Here is a 13,386-nt window from a genome sequence, read left to right as displayed (position 1 = left end):
CACGTTCCGGGTGCCTGAAGGTTTGTTCGCGCTCACTCTACTGTTCTCCCATGGCCTCTTCGCGTTCGGTCGACCCCGCTGAGTTACGAGCCGCGATCGCGGCGATTTCCCCCTGGTTGAGCGGATCCGGTCCGGATCCGGCCCGTCCGGAGCTGGCCGCGGCGGTGCGGCTGAGCCTGCGGACACTGGCCGGGGACGCCCCGGGGAAGAGTGTCGAAGTGCGGGTGCCGCCGTTCGCGGCGGTGCAGTGTGTCGAAGGATTGCGCCACACCCGCGGGACGCCGCCGAACGTCGTCGAAACGGATCCGCGTACGTGGCTGGAACTGGCGACCGGGCTGCTCGGCTGGGCCGACGCCGTCGAGTCGGGGCGGGTCACCGCCTCCGGGAGCAGGGCCGATCTGGCCCGCTGGCTGCCCTTGGTCCGCCTCTGAAACTTGAACGGGCCGTTCCTCGCGAGACTGGCAAGGAACGGCCCGTTCAGAGCGGGTCTCAGGCCTTACGGCCGATGCCGCCCGAGATCGTCCGCTGAGCCGCGTTCAGCTCCTTGATCCGCGGGCCGTCCGGCCACCAGTCGGCGCACAGCTGGACACCGGGCTCGACCATCTCGAGGTCGTGGAACAGCTCCTCGATCTCGGCCTTGGTGCGGAAGGTGCCCGAACCCATCGGGCTGTGGAGGAAGAACTCCTCCATCTTGCGGGCGATCTCGGACAGCTCGTCCTCCGGGTCGGAGAAGTGCGAGATCGCCACGTACGAACCCGACGGCAGCGCGTCGATGTACTTCTTCATGATCTTGGCGGGCTCGTCGTGCGGCCCGTTGTAGTGGTGCAGGGTCCCGAGCTGCAGCAACGCGATCGGCTGCGAGAAGTCGATGTGCCGCCGGATGTCCGGGTTCTCCATGATCCGCTCGGGCTCGAAGATGTCGTCCGAGACGAAGTGCGTGTTCTCGTTCTCTTCGAGCAGCGCGCGCCCGTGGGCGAGCACGACCGGGTCGTTGTCGACGTAGACGACCTTGATCTCCGGGTTGATCCGCTGCACGACCTGGTGCGTGTTCTCGGCCGTCGGCAGGCCGGATCCCAGGTCGAGGAACTGGGTGATGCCCGTCTGGCTGGCGAGGAACCGGCACGCGCGGATCAGGAAGCCGCGGTTCTCGGTCGCCAGGTCCTGTGCCTCGGGGGCCGCCTGCTGGACCTTGCGCAGGACCTCCCGGTCGATCTCGTAGTTGTCCTTGCCGAGGAGGAAGGCGTCGTACACCCGGGCGATGCTGGCCCGGGTCGGGTCGACACCCACGGGCACTCGTTCCGTCCGGGTCGGGGCGTCGGGCATCTTGAACCTCACAAAACTGTGTCGGAAGTCTCGGGCTCTACGTAGAGTAGAACCACGTACGCGACCGGTAAACCGAGCCATCCCTGTCGTGTCGAGGCCCAAACGTGTACTTTCAGTAATCGGCTTGTTCCCCTGTGAGTGTCGTCGTGCGAAAGGTCCCCGGTCGATGAACGCGGTCACCCCGCCTGGCGGTGAGCAGTCCCTGGGTCCCACCGCGCGACGGATGATCCTCGGCTCTCAGCTCCGCCGGATGCGCGAGGACGCGGGCATCACGCGCCAGGAGGCCGGCTACAGCATCCGCGGCTCCGAGTCGAAGATCAGCAGGCTCGAGCTCGGCCGCGTCGGCTTCAAGGAACGCGACGTCGCCGATCTGCTGACCATGTACGGGATGACCGATCCCGCCGAGCGGCAGCAGTTCCTCGACATGGTCAAGGAGTCGAACGAGCCGGGCTGGTGGCGCCGCTACGGCGACCTGATGCCGAGCTGGTTCAACGACCTCGTCGGGCTCGAAGAGGCCGCGGCCCGGATCCAGGTGTGGGAGCCGCTGTACGTCACGGGTCTGCTGCAGACCGAGGACTACGCGCGGGCGATCATGAGCCACGGCCGCAAGGACATGGTCAACGAACAGGTCGACCGCCGGGTCGCGCTGCGGATGCGCCGGCAGAAGATGCTGTCCCGGCCGGACGCGCCGCGGTTGTGGCTGGTGCTCGACGAGTCGGTGCTCTACCGGCCGATCGGCGACCGCGAGGTGCTGAAGGGCCAGATCGACCACCTGCTGGAGATGATCCAGCAGCCGAACATCTCGGTGCAGGTGCTCCCGTTCGACCGGAGCGGCTACTCCGCGGACAGCGCGTTCTCGCTGCTCAGGTTCGCGGAAGAGGAATTGCCGAACATCGCCTACACCGAGTACCTGACCGGCGCGCACTACATCGACAAACGCGAAGAGATCGAGCGGTACAGCCGGGCGCTGGACATGCTCGCGGTCGACGCGGAGACGCCGGATCGCAGCCGCCAGATGCTGATGAAGCGCCGCGCCGAAATCTGAGCCGGTCACCGTTGTGGGGCTGGCCGCCGTTCCGGGTCCCGCCGGTTTTTTCTTGCCTGCGCCCAAAATTCCGGCAACAAGTCGTAGTTGTTCACCCAACGGTGGCTCCGCTCGTCACCCTTTAGTGGGACGACTGAAGACCTGAGTCGTCACCGCCCGCGAATTCTGCAAAAACTTCTGCACGTGCATTTACCGCTGCAGTCACACGTGCTAACTTTGGGATCACAGGCAAATGCACATGCAGATGCATCGCCCGAAGTCTTCTGTCGGGGAAGGTGGGGACCATGGCTGAACAGTTCGACAACGGCATCCCGGCCGATCGTCTTACCGGCGCCCAATGGCGCAAAGCCAGCTACAGCAACGCGATCGGCAACTGTGTCGAGGTGGCGCCGCTCGCCTCCGGCGAGATCGCGATGCGCAACTCGCGTTTTCCGACCGGGCCCGCCCTGGTCTACACCCAGGCCGAGATGGCCGCGTTCCTCGCGGGTGCCAAGGACGGCGAATTCGATGACGTCCTCGGGTGACACCATCACCGCGGAGATCACCGATATCGAAAGCGGCCTGCAGGAACTGATCCACCGCGGGTACCAGTTCGTGCACCCGTGCGACGCGAACGGCGAGGTACTGGCCGTGGTCGGCGTGCGAGTCCACGACAACGTGGTCGACGTGGTCCGGCTCAACGCCGAGGACGACGTCGTCGCCACCCGCATGCCCGGGACCGAGGAGGACATCCTCGAACCCCAGGTCTGGCTGTGGCGGTACGCCGGCGACGCGGCGACGGTCCTGACCGAACTGCTCGCGCTGCCGGACGAGCGGACTCCCGGCTCGCTGTACGTCCCGGAGACCGCGGCCAAGGGCTGCTGGGTCCCCGGCCGCGGCGGCACGTCCAAGTGGCTTGCCGCCGGCTGACTCGTCTCGCTCCAGCTGGTCGTGAGTGGCGTTTCGGGTTCTAACCCGAAACGCCACTCACGACCACCTGGAGCCCCTAGGCACAGTCGACCGCCTCTGTCGAGGGGGAGCGGTCGGCTGGTCGGGGGTCGTGAGTGGCGGGCCTTGACACCCGCTCGTCACTCACGGTCATCACTCGAAGCGTGTCCAGTGCCACGTCGCGCGGCGCGTTGATCTCCTGCTCACCGTTTACACTGGTGGCGGCCTGCCCTCTTTCTCCCTGGGAGCACCTCGGTGGTTTCCGACCCGTCCCTCGCCGGACAGCCCGTGACCGACCAGCCCGATCCGGAACCCCGCGAGGAATGCGGTGTCTTCGGTGTCTGGGCGCCCGGAGAAGAGGTCGCGAAGCTGACCTACTACGGGCTCTACGCACTTCAGCACCGCGGCCAGGAAGCGGCCGGCATCTCGGTCTCCGACGGTTCGCAGATCGTCGTCTTCAAGGATCTCGGCCTGGTCAGCCAGGTGTTCGACGAGCAGGTCCTGCAGTCGCTGCAAGGACATATCGCCGTCGGCCACTGCCGCTACTCGACCACCGGCGCGACCATCTGGGAGAACGCGCAGCCGATCTTCCGCACCACCGCCACCGGTAGCGGGCTGTCCTTCGCGCACAACGGGAACCTCGTCAACACCGCCGAACTGCGGGATCGCACGGTCGAAGCCGGGCTCAAACCGCACGCGGGCCTGACCGGTTCGTCCAGCGACTCCGACCTGGTGTGCGGGCTGCTCGCGGCCAACGCCGCCGACAAGGGCATCGAAGCCGCCGCGCTGGAACTGCTGCCCACCCTCAAGGGCGCCTTCTGCCTGGTCTTCGCCGACGAGTCCACCCTGTACGCCGCGCGCGACCCGCACGGCGTGCACCCGCTGGTGCTCGGCAGGCTCGAACGCGGCTGGGTGGTCGCGAGCGAGACGGCCGCGCTGGACATCTGCGGCGCGTCGTTCGTCCGCGAGGTCGAGCCCGGTGAGCTCATCGCGATCGACGCCGAGGGCCTGCGCTCCTCGCGCTTCGCGAACCCCGAGCCCAAGGGCTGCGTCTTCGAGTACGTGTACCTCGCGCGCCCCGACACCTCGATCGCCGGCCGCAGCGTGCACGCCACCCGCGTCGAGATCGGCCGCAAACTCGCCGCCGAGCACCCGGCCGACGCCGACCTGGTCATGCCGGTGCCCGAATCCGGCACCCCGGCCGCCATCGGCTACGCGCAGGGCTCCGGCATCCCGTACGGCACCGGCCTGGTGAAGAACGCCTACGTCGGCCGCACCTTCATCCAGCCGTCGCAGACCATCCGCCAGCTGGGCATCCGGCTCAAGCTGAACCCGCTGCGCGACGTCATCCGCGGCAAACGGCTCGTGGTGGTCGACGACTCCATCGTCCGCGGCAACACCCAGCGCGCCCTGGTCCGCATGCTGCGGGAGGCCGGCGCGCTCGAAGTGCACGTCCGGATCGCGTCGCCGCCGGTGCGCTGGCCGTGCTTCTACGGCATCGACTTCGCCTCGCGCGCCGAACTGGTGGCCAACGGCGTCGACCTCGACGGCATCCGCCGCTCCATCGGCGCGGACACCCTGGGCTACATCTCCCTGGACGGGCTGGTCGCGGCTTCGGAGCAGCCGAAGTCGCGGTTGTGCACCGCGTGCTTCTCCGGCGAGTACCCGATCGCGCTGCCCGAAGACGCGCTGATCGGGAAGCACCTGCTGGAGAGCCTGGACTCGGTCAATGGCGCGGCGAAGCCCGTCAGCCCTGCCGGGTACGGTGCTGAGGACGCCATCCGGCGTCCCTAGACCTCACTTCCAGAGTTGGAGTCCGCTTCCGTGAGCGAGTCCACGAGCGCCACGTACGCCGCCGCCGGCGTCAGCATCGACGCCGGTGACAAAGCCGTCGAGCTGCTCAAACCGCACGCCGAGAGGGCCACACGGCCCGAGGTGATGGGCGGGGTCGGCGGTTTCGCCGGGCTGTTCTCCCTGAAGCTGGACAAGTGGAAAGAGCCGGTGCTGGCCTCGTCGACCGACGGGGTCGGCACCAAGATCGCCGTCGCGCAGGCGCTCGACAAGCACGACACGGTCGGCATCGACCTGGTCGCGATGGTCGTCGACGACCTGGTCGTCACCGGTGCCGAGCCGCTGTTCATGCAGGACTACATCGCCGTCGGCAAGGTCGTCCCGGAGAAGATCGCGGCGCTGGTCGGCGGGATCGCCGAGGGCTGTGTCCAGGCTGGTTGCGCGCTGCTCGGCGGCGAGACCGCGGAGCACCCCGGCCTGATGGGCGAGCACGACTACGACCTTTCGGGCACCGGCATCGGTGTCGTCGAGGCGTCGAACGTGCTCGGCCCGGAGCGCGTCCGCCCCGGCGACGTCGTCCTCGCGCTCGGCTCGTCCGGCCTGCACTCCAACGGCTACTCGCTCGCCCGGCACGTGCTGCTGGACATCGCGCGTATGCCGCTCGACGGGCACGTCGAGGAGTTCGGCCGCTCGCTCGGCGAGGAGATGCTGGAGCCGACCAGGATCTACGCGAAGGACTGCCTCGCGCTGGCCGCCGAGGCCGACGTCCGCACGTTCGCGCACATCACCGGCGGCGGCCTGGAGCAGAACCTCGCCCGCGTCATGCCGCGCGGGCTGGTCGCCCGCCTCGAACGCGGCACCTGGACCCCGGCGCCGGTGTTCGCGCTGATCGGTCACCGCGGCAAGGTCGAGCGCGCCGAGCTGGAGAAGACGTTCAACATGGGCGTCGGCATGGTCGCGATCGTCGGCGCCGACGACGTCGACCGCGCGCTGGCGATGCTGACCGCGCGGCACGTGCCGGCGTGGATCCTCGGCGACGTGCAGCCCGCGGAAGACCCGGACGGTCCGCGCGCCGTGCTCTCCGGTGACCACCCGCGCTTCTGAGTGTTCTGTTGGTGAACCCGCGCCGCGATCGACGTCGGCAGGGCGCGACCTGGTATATCCCCGTTCCGGTGGGTGATCAGGGCGGGTTCACGCTCGCCAACAGGCACTGAATATTCTCTTGGCCCTGGTGGAACACTGGGTCCGTGGCTGATGACGTGGTGGTCGGCACCCGGTTCGTGATCCCGGGTGCCGAATTGAGCGAACGGTTCTCCCGGTCGTCGGGTCCGGGTGGGCAGGGCGTGAACACCACGGACTCGCGGGTCGAACTGTCCTTCGACGTGGCCGGTTCGGCGTCCGTCCCGGAGCATCTCCGGGCGCGGATGCTGGACCGGCTTTCTTCGCGCCTGGTCGACGGGGTCGTCACGATCACCGCGTCCGAACACCGCTCCCAGCTGATGAACCGGGAAGCCGCGCGGGCGCGGCTGGTGATGCTGCTGCTGGACGCGTCGGCGCCCCCGGCCGCCAAGCGGCGTCCCACCAAACCCTCCCGAGGTTCGAAGGAACGCCGCCTGGCGTCGAAGAAGCGCCGCGGCGAGGTCAAGAAGTCACGCCGTGGCGGTTACTCAGACGACTGACAGGTGCACGCATTCGGCCGCCGTCTTGAACCCGACCCGGCCGTAGACGCGTTCCGCCTGCCCGGCGCCCGGCGTCAGGAACACCGACCGGCCGCCGCGCGCGTGGGCTTCACGCGTCAGGTATTCCGTCATCGCCGCGGCGATCCCGCGGCTCCGGTACCCCTCGACCACGCCGATCCCGGCGATCTCGGTCGCGCCGTCGAGGATCGCTGTCGCGACCCCGCCGCCGACGACCTCGCCGGTCTCGGCCACGGCCATCACCGACATGGTCTCGCCGCTCAGCTGATCCGGTGACGGGTCGAGGTGGAGATCGGGATCGTCCTCCCCGAACGCCAAGTTCTGCGCGCGGATCATCTGCCGGAGTTCGCCCTCGGTCTTCGGGGTGACCAGGCTGATCCCGGCCGGTTCCGGCTGGCCGACGACCTGCCCCGGAGAGCAGATCATCAGCGGGACCCGTCGCTCCAGCGTGTAACCGCACTCGACGAGCACGGCCTCGGCGGCCGGAACCGCTTCGGTGAGGAACTCCAGACGCGGCACGAGCCCGCGCTTACGGAACGCCTCGGTCAGCGCGGCGACGTCGTCCTTCGCGGGGACGGCGCCGTCGTCGGGGATCGCGTAGTTGAGGAACGGACTGCCGGACTCGAGGTAGTACGTGGCCAGGAACGGCCCGATCCGCTCGGTCTCCCGGAACTTCGCCGCGGTGAGGCGGATGTAGGACTGCAAAGCACGAATCGTCTCGGAAAGCACTGGTGGAAAGCCTTTCGGGCAGAAGAAAGAGACGCACGGGAGGATCCGCGTGCGTGCTGGGGCTGGCGGGTGCGCCGGCTAGCTCGTGCCGACGCCACCGAAGGCGTCAGGCATGAGGCATCCCTCTTTCCGCGTACGTAGGGCTTTCGCGATCACTCTCGCACCGCGGTCAAGCCATTTACCTCCGCTGCGGATGCGCGATGCTCGAATACCGCTCGTCCCACGCCGATCTCGGGACCCGCAGCCGGACCGGGGCGGCGCACACCCGCCGGACCTGGACCGGGATCCGCACCGGCGGCCGGACGTCCAGGCGATGCCACAGCCGTTTGCTCAGCGCGGCACCCGCCACGGCGCCCAGCGTGTTCAGCAGGATGTCGTCGGCCGAGGTCACCCTGCCCGCCTGGATCAGATATTGCGTGCCTTCCACCAGCACCGAGACGGCCAGCGCGCCCAGCGCGATCCGGGCGAGCGACCGCAGGCGGCGGGACCGCACGGGGAGGAGGGCGCCGAGCGGACTCAGCATGAGGACGTTGCCCAGCGCCTGCCAGAGGTTGGCGCTGTCGGTCAGGGCGAGCCGCAGGTCGGTGCCGGGTTCGAGGTTCAGCCTGCTGCCCTGTACGCCGGTCACCGGCATCGTGACCAGGCACAACACCAGGAAGCAGGCCAAGGCGAGAGTCATGTCGACGGCGGCCGTCGCCGACGCGGAGAAGGGGTCGGCCCGTCTTCGCCGTCGATGCGCCGCGAGGAGCGGCCAGCCGAGCAACGCGTAGGGAATCGCGATGATCGTCAACGGGATCATCCCGCCGAAAGCGCGGAGCAGCTCACCCATGGCCTTCCTTTCCGGAGCGCCCAAGATCACCTTCGCATCGCAAGATCGACTCGGCATGGCGGAGTCGGCGCACTAAGAGGTGATCTTTTCCGGTGGCGGAAAAGGTTTTCCCATGCTGGTGACCGTCCACAAAGGAACCTGTGGACAAACCTGTGGATGGCCGCGAACTCTTCGGAAGAAGGCCTTATCGCGTAAGGAAAAGCCTTGTGGGTGACCTGTGTACTACTTGCCGTGTCCGGCGAGTTCCCGCGCGTGTTCGAGCAGCTTCTGCAGGTGCAGTCCGCGACGCACGTCACACGGGTGCGAGGTCGTCCCGCTCGCGGCCATCGCGGCGAAATCGTCAAGAAGCGCTGTGTACGACTCGCCCGCCGAGCCCGGCTTGCGCCCCAGGGTGCGGTAGCCGTGCTCGCCGTAGACGGCGACTTCGACGACCGTCGGCTGGATCGGCAGCCGCAGCGACAGGGTCGCCGTACTGGTCGCGCCACCCTCGTGGGCTAACAGCAGTTGCCACAGATCGTCATCGGTCCGGTTCGCGGCGAGCACGCCGGTGATCTCACCGAGCGCCGCGTCTAGCAGATCGAGGGCGTGCGGGCCGATGTCGGCGAGCGCGCCGGAGTCGTGGCGCCACGCCGAGGACTGGTACTGGCCGCCGAGCAGCGCGCCCGAAAGCCACCGCGCCCCGCCGCCGCGCCAGCCGCCCGCCTCCTTGATGCCGTCGAGCCACTCCCGGGTCATCGGCGAAAACCGCAGGATGAGGACCACGAGCGCCGCGACACCGGCGGCATCCACCGCGTCCGCGAGCCGCCGCGCGCCGTCGAGATCGGCGGCGATCGGCTTCTCCAGGATCAGGTGCTTGCCCGCTTCAGCGGCCTTGACCGCCAGCTCCGCCTGGACGGCGGGCGGCACCGCGAACGCGACCGCGTCCACCTGGTCGAGCAACTCGTCGAAACTGCCGACGGCCTGGGCGCCATGCGCCTCGGCCAGCTCCTTCGCGGCCTCGGGACGCCTGGCCCACACCGCGCGCAACGTCGTCCCGGGGTGATCGGCGAGACCTGGCGCGTGCACCGTCTTCGCCCACGGACCGGCACCGACCAGACCCGCGCGCAGCTGTCCCTGTCCCACGCCCCCGAGTCTAGGGCCCCGCGTTCAGTCCTCTGAATGCGGTAGTTGCGCGTGCAAGAACCGCATCCAGAGGGCTAAATGCGTAAGAGCCGGATCAGGAGTAGCTGTAGAAGCCGCGGCCGGTCTTCTTGCCGAGCAGGCCGGCGTCGACCATGCGCAGCAGCAGCGGCGGCGAGGAGTACAGCGGCTCCTTGAACTCGGCGTACATCGAGTCCGCGATCGCCTTGATGGTGTCCAGGCCGATCAGGTCCGAAAGCCGCAGCGGGCCCATCGGGTGCGCGGTGCCGAGCTCCATACCGCGGTCGATGTCCTCCGCCGACGCGAAACCCGACTCGATCATCCGGATCGCCGACAGCAGGTACGGCACGAGCAGCGAATTCACGATGAACCCGGCGCGGTCCTGCGACCGGATCACCGTCTTGTTCAACGCCGACGTCGCGTGCTCCTCGGCCCGGCGGGCGGTGTCGTCGCTGGTCAGCAGCGAGGGCACCAGCTCGACGAGCGGCAGCACCGGGACCGGGTTGAAGAAGTGGATGCCGACCACCTGCTGCGGACGGCCGGTGGCCATGCCGAGCTTCATGATCGGGATGGAAGAGGTGTTGGACGCGAACACCGCGTCCTCCCGCTCGACGATCTTGTCCAGCGACCGGAACACCTCGACCTTGGCCTGCTCCTGTTCCAGGATGGCCTCGATGACGAGGTCGCGGTCGGCGAACTCGCCGATCTCGGTGGTGAAGCGGAGCCGTCCGAGCGCCGCGTCGGCGTCTTCCTGCGAGAGCTTCCCGTTCTTGACGCCGCGTTGCAGCGACTTCTCGATCCGCGCTCGCCCGGAGTCCAGCGCGGGCTGGTTGACCTCGGTGACGATCACGTCCAGCCCGGCCCGCGCGTGCACCTCGGCGATGCCCGAGCCCATGAGCCCGGCCCCGACGACACCTACTCGCGCTACGTCAGACATGGCACCTCCTCGTATTTTGGGCAGCACGCGACACGCGAGGGTGGTCTACCGGGCAAGCCCGGATCCACCCTCGCGTGTCACGCGTTGCTCAGCGGCGGTATTCGTCGTACCCGTCGTACGGGTCGTCGTCATACCGCTTGTCGTCCTCGTGCCTGTCTTCCGAGGAACTACTGGACAGCTCGCGCTGCAAAGCATCGAAGTCGGTTTCGTGCGAGCTGTACTTGAGCTCGCGCGCCACCTTCGTCTGCTTGGCCTTAGCCCGGCCGCGCCCCATGGCTCGACCCCCTCGCACAGGGGCGGGGCGGCCGGGGGAATCGGCGGCCCCGCATCGTCTCGACAATTCTTTCCTGCTGACACCGTACCGTGTCCGGGGGGTTGGATGCGACGTGGCACGGTGTGCCGGTGGCGACAGTGTTCACGGAACGCCGGTTACCGGCCAGTCGGTGGCGATAGTCGCAGGTCGGCGTGCCACGATGCTCGTGTGCCCCGTCCGTTCGCGGCTTATCTCCGCGTCTATGAGCCCCTGCTCGCGCTGGGGGATCCACCGGACGAACGCCTGCTCGAGGCCGTCGAAGCGGCCCGGCTCGATCGTTCGGCCGCGGGCGCGCGCGAGCAGGCATTGTGGCTCAAGTCACAGCATGTCGGCCGGTTGCTGCCCGCCGAGCTCGCGGACGGCAGGGCCGCGCCCAGTCTCGTCACCGACGTCCTCGTTCTGGATCCCGAAGACGTGCCGGAGGGTGAGCACGGCGACGCCGGCCCGGGGCCGCTGATCTGTCCGATGGAGATCCGCGCGCGTTCGGCCGCGGCACTGGTGACCTTCCTCGGCGACGCGCATCCCGCGTTGAAGAGCGCGGTGCTCGACGCGGGCGGCGCGTCGCTCGACACGATCCGCTCGCGGGCGAAGTCCGCCATCGGCGATCTGTCCGCCTCGGCGTCTCACACGCTGTCGACGACGTGGACCGTCCCGCTTCCGTGGTTCGTGCTGTTCGACCCCGGGATGCGCAGGGTCAAACTCGGCAAAGGCCGGGACGACCCCGAACGCGAGGTGTCGTGGCGGGTCTCCATCGCCGACGCGCGGCATCGCGCCCGCGAGGTCGGCGACCTGCTCGAAGCGACCTTCGGCGACTCGGGTCCGGGCCGGGTGCTGCTCGAGACGCGGCGCTGGCTCGACAGCTTCCACCCCGGCTCCGCGGTCGAGCTCGACTACGGCGGTCTCGTGCAGCTTTTCGCCGACCCGATCCTGCAGGCCGACACGACGGCCGAAGAGGTGCACGACATCCTGGACGCGCTCCGCACCGGCAATGTCGACGAGCTGGCGGAACTGTTCGCCGACCTGCGGGACTTCTGGGGCGACCTGGCCGCGCGGGAACGCGCGAACTAGCCGTAGAGGCCTTCGGCGACCCTCAGTTCGCCGACCGGTTTCCCGCCGCCCAGCACCGCGTCGCGCGCGAGGGCGCCGGCTTCGTCGCCAGGGTCGATGCCGAGGTGGCGCAGCGTCGCGAGCAGGAGCGGGATCCGGGCCCTGGCCGCACCGTCGTCGATCTTCAGCGCGAGCGCCGTGCCGTCCGGGAGGGCGAACGCGTGCACTCCCTCGGCGCCGCCCTTCGACAGCAGGCCCTCGATGTTCCGCATCAGCACGGTGTCCTCGCGACCGGTGCCCGCGACCTGCCACGGATGGGCGCGGACCGCGTCGGCGACCCTGCGTTCGGGCCCGCCCATGGCCGTGACCAGCCTGCCGAACGAACGGGCGAGGCCGGTGAGGGAGAACGCGAACAGGGGCGCCCCGCAGCCGTCGACGCCGACCGTCTCGATCGTCTCGCTGGTGAGGTCGGCGACGGCGGCCTGGACGACCTTCTGCAGCGGATGGATCTCGGCCTCGTAGTCCTTGGTCGGCCAGCCGAGCTGCGCGCAGGTCATGAGCATCGCGGCGTGCTTGCCGGAGCAGTTCATCGCGGCGCGGCGTTTCCCGGCCGAGGCCACGGCCAGCATGCTGGGCTCGTGCAGCGGGAAGGCGGGCGGGCAGGCCAGCGCGTCCTCGGTCAGCCCCGCGCGGGAAAGCATCGCCAAGGCGCCCTCGACATGGCCCGGCTCGCCGTTGTGCGATCCGCAACCGAGCGCGAGTTCTTCGTCGCCGATCGTGAGACCGGCGCGGAGCATCCCGACGGCTTGCAGGGGTTTGTTGGACGAACGCGGGTACACTGGCCGCTCGATGTCGCCGGCGGAGAACCGCACCGAGCCGTCCGGCGCGGTGATCACGAGCGCGCCGCGGTGCACGCTCTCCACGAAACCGGATCGGACGACCTCGACCAGGACCGGATTCGTCACTCGGAGCCGCCGCGTTCAGTGTCGAGCAGGTCGTCGACCGAGGCCGTGCCCTTGCGGTAGCGGGTGGCGATCTCGGCGTTGATCGTGTCCATCACGCTCTGGACCTCGCGCCGGTACGAGGAGACCGAAACCTCTTCGTCGGCGTACCGGTTGAGGGCGTTGACCAGCTTCTCGTCCGACAGGGTGCTGACGTCGGAAAGGTCCGTGTCGCCGATGAGCGCCTCGGCGAACCGGCGGTGCTCACCCGCGCGCGACGGCTCCAGCCGCTGGTGCCTGCCCGAACCCGTGGCCGGGCCGATCGCGTTGTCCGCCAGGATCGCGGCCAGCCGCTCGACGACGCTGCTCTCGCCGCCCGAACTCCGGCGCTCCTGCTCGGCCCGCACGATGTCGATCCGCGCGTGCAGCAGGCGCCGCAGGTACGACAGGTCGGTCTCCTCCTGCGCGGCCTCGTCACGGCGCTCGCGCAGCACGGAAAGGGTCAGCTCGCCGAGGTCGCTGAGATACCCAGGGCCGAGCACGCGGTCGATACGACGGCGACCACCGGGCCGGACTTCGATCACCCGCGTAGCTTATCGCGCTCCAGCGGAAATGTTCCGCAGGGAGCGATACCACAAGGATCTCCGCCCCTCACGACACCCTCCGC

At 68.9% G+C, this 13,386-nt stretch carries 16 protein-coding genes; 8 read left to right on the top strand and 8 right to left on the bottom strand.

Annotation, left to right across the window (positions count from 1 at the left end):
• The first annotated feature begins 50 nt into the window (after positions 1-50).
• A complete protein-coding gene (locus ACZ1DY_RS42855; protein ID WP_126736229.1) occupies positions 51-431 on the top strand; it encodes a sterol carrier family protein in 381 nt (126 codons plus the stop codon).
• A gap of 58 nt (positions 432-489) precedes the next feature.
• Here ACZ1DY_RS42855 and ACZ1DY_RS42850 read toward each other — a convergent pair whose 3' ends face one another.
• Positions 490-1,287, bottom strand: coding sequence for an SAM-dependent methyltransferase (locus ACZ1DY_RS42850; protein WP_257489827.1), 798 nt, complete (start codon positions 1,285-1,287; stop codon positions 490-492).
• A gap of 202 nt (positions 1,288-1,489) precedes the next feature.
• Between ACZ1DY_RS42850 and ACZ1DY_RS42845 the strand changes: the two genes are divergently transcribed.
• From ACZ1DY_RS42845 to arfB, 6 genes are all read left to right on the top strand, one after another.
• Positions 1,490-2,368 (top strand): helix-turn-helix domain-containing protein, encoded by an 879-nt coding sequence (locus ACZ1DY_RS42845; protein WP_126736227.1) that lies wholly within the window; start codon positions 1,490-1,492, stop codon positions 2,366-2,368.
• A 284-nt stretch (positions 2,369-2,652) separates the two neighbouring features.
• Entirely contained in the window at positions 2,653-2,892 is a 240-nt protein-coding gene (locus ACZ1DY_RS42840; RefSeq protein WP_038521375.1) for a DUF397 domain-containing protein, read from the top strand.
• Positions 2,876-3,277 (top strand): hypothetical protein, encoded by a 402-nt coding sequence (locus ACZ1DY_RS42835; RefSeq protein ID WP_126736226.1) that lies wholly within the window; start codon positions 2,876-2,878, stop codon positions 3,275-3,277. Before ACZ1DY_RS42840 ends, ACZ1DY_RS42835 begins: the two co-directional genes overlap by 17 nt.
• A 273-nt stretch (positions 3,278-3,550) precedes the next feature.
• Positions 3,551-5,089: an amidophosphoribosyltransferase gene (gene purF / locus ACZ1DY_RS42830; RefSeq protein WP_007032554.1), complete on the top strand. Its 1,539-nt coding sequence runs from the start codon at positions 3,551-3,553 to the stop codon at positions 5,087-5,089.
• A 30-nt stretch (positions 5,090-5,119) separates the two neighbouring features.
• Positions 5,120-6,190: a phosphoribosylformylglycinamidine cyclo-ligase gene (gene purM / locus ACZ1DY_RS42825; RefSeq protein ID WP_126736225.1), complete on the top strand. Its 1,071-nt coding sequence runs from the start codon at positions 5,120-5,122 to the stop codon at positions 6,188-6,190.
• Between the two features lie 143 nt (positions 6,191-6,333).
• Positions 6,334-6,765 carry an alternative ribosome rescue aminoacyl-tRNA hydrolase ArfB gene (gene arfB, locus ACZ1DY_RS42820; RefSeq protein ID WP_233621656.1) on the top strand — a complete coding sequence of 144 codons (432 nt, stop codon included), beginning with the start codon at positions 6,334-6,336 and terminating at the stop codon, positions 6,763-6,765.
• Here the strand turns inward: arfB and ACZ1DY_RS42815 are convergent.
• The 5 genes from ACZ1DY_RS42815 to ACZ1DY_RS42795 form a co-directional block, all read right to left on the bottom strand.
• Positions 6,754-7,512, bottom strand: a complete 759-nt coding sequence (locus ACZ1DY_RS42815; RefSeq protein ID WP_257483330.1) for a GNAT family N-acetyltransferase — start codon at positions 7,510-7,512, stop codon at positions 6,754-6,756. The genes arfB and ACZ1DY_RS42815 overlap by 12 nt on opposite strands.
• 178 nt (positions 7,513-7,690) lie before the next feature.
• Positions 7,691-8,341: a VanZ family protein gene (locus ACZ1DY_RS42810; RefSeq protein WP_465483089.1), complete on the bottom strand. Its 651-nt coding sequence runs from the start codon at positions 8,339-8,341 to the stop codon at positions 7,691-7,693.
• Between the two features lie 222 nt (positions 8,342-8,563).
• On the bottom strand, positions 8,564-9,463 hold the full coding sequence (locus tag ACZ1DY_RS42805) for a Gfo/Idh/MocA family protein (RefSeq protein ID WP_257483328.1): 900 nt from the start codon (positions 9,461-9,463) through the stop codon (positions 8,564-8,566).
• 94 nt (positions 9,464-9,557) lie between these two features.
• Complete coding sequence (locus ACZ1DY_RS42800; RefSeq protein WP_126736221.1) at positions 9,558-10,418, bottom strand: 3-hydroxybutyryl-CoA dehydrogenase; 861 nt, start codon at positions 10,416-10,418, stop codon at positions 9,558-9,560.
• Between the two features lie 88 nt (positions 10,419-10,506).
• Positions 10,507-10,692, bottom strand: coding sequence for a DUF3073 domain-containing protein (locus tag ACZ1DY_RS42795; RefSeq protein WP_007032561.1), 186 nt, complete (start codon positions 10,690-10,692; stop codon positions 10,507-10,509).
• A 207-nt stretch (positions 10,693-10,899) separates the two neighbouring features.
• Here ACZ1DY_RS42795 and ACZ1DY_RS42790 point away from each other — a divergent pair, with 207 nt between their 5' ends.
• The gene (locus tag ACZ1DY_RS42790; protein ID WP_257483327.1) at positions 10,900-11,799 is read left to right on the top strand and encodes a DUF8083 family protein; all 900 of its coding nucleotides are present in this window, start codon (positions 10,900-10,902) and stop codon (positions 11,797-11,799) included.
• Here the strand turns inward: ACZ1DY_RS42790 and ACZ1DY_RS42785 are convergent.
• Complete coding sequence (locus tag ACZ1DY_RS42785; RefSeq protein WP_126736219.1) at positions 11,796-12,743, bottom strand: asparaginase; 948 nt, start codon at positions 12,741-12,743, stop codon at positions 11,796-11,798. The genes ACZ1DY_RS42790 and ACZ1DY_RS42785 overlap by 4 nt on opposite strands.
• Positions 12,740-13,303, bottom strand: a complete 564-nt coding sequence (locus tag ACZ1DY_RS42780) for an RsiG family protein (protein WP_007032564.1) — start codon at positions 13,301-13,303, stop codon at positions 12,740-12,742. Before ACZ1DY_RS42780 ends, ACZ1DY_RS42785 begins: the two co-directional genes overlap by 4 nt.
• Positions 13,304-13,386: the final 83 nt, after the last annotated feature.

It is taken from the genome of Amycolatopsis sp. PSD-21 (assembly GCF_055561455.1).
The sequence above is the reverse complement of the archived record's forward strand: the minus strand, read 5'-3'. Positions and strand labels throughout refer to the sequence as shown.

Bases quoted from the DNA above. Each gene is read 5' to 3' on its own strand.
- ACZ1DY_RS42845 (WP_126736227.1), top strand. From the start codon at position 1,490: ATGAACGCGGTCACCCCGCCTGGCGGTGAGCAGTCCCTGGGTCCCACC.
- ACZ1DY_RS42840 (WP_038521375.1), top strand. From the start codon at position 2,653: ATGGCTGAACAGTTCGACAACGGCATCCCGGCCGATCGTCTTACCGGC.
- ACZ1DY_RS42810 (WP_465483089.1), bottom strand. From the start codon at position 8,341: ATGGGTGAGCTGCTCCGCGCTTTCGGCGGGATGATCCCGTTGACGATC.
- ACZ1DY_RS42855 (WP_126736229.1), top strand. From the start codon at position 51: ATGGCCTCTTCGCGTTCGGTCGACCCCGCTGAGTTACGAGCCGCGATC.
- ACZ1DY_RS42835 (WP_126736226.1), top strand. From the start codon at position 2,876: ATGACGTCCTCGGGTGACACCATCACCGCGGAGATCACCGATATCGAA.
- ACZ1DY_RS42795 (WP_007032561.1), bottom strand. From the start codon at position 10,692: ATGGGGCGCGGCCGGGCTAAGGCCAAGCAGACGAAGGTGGCGCGCGAG.
- ACZ1DY_RS42800 (WP_126736221.1), bottom strand. From the start codon at position 10,418: ATGTCTGACGTAGCGCGAGTAGGTGTCGTCGGGGCCGGGCTCATGGGC.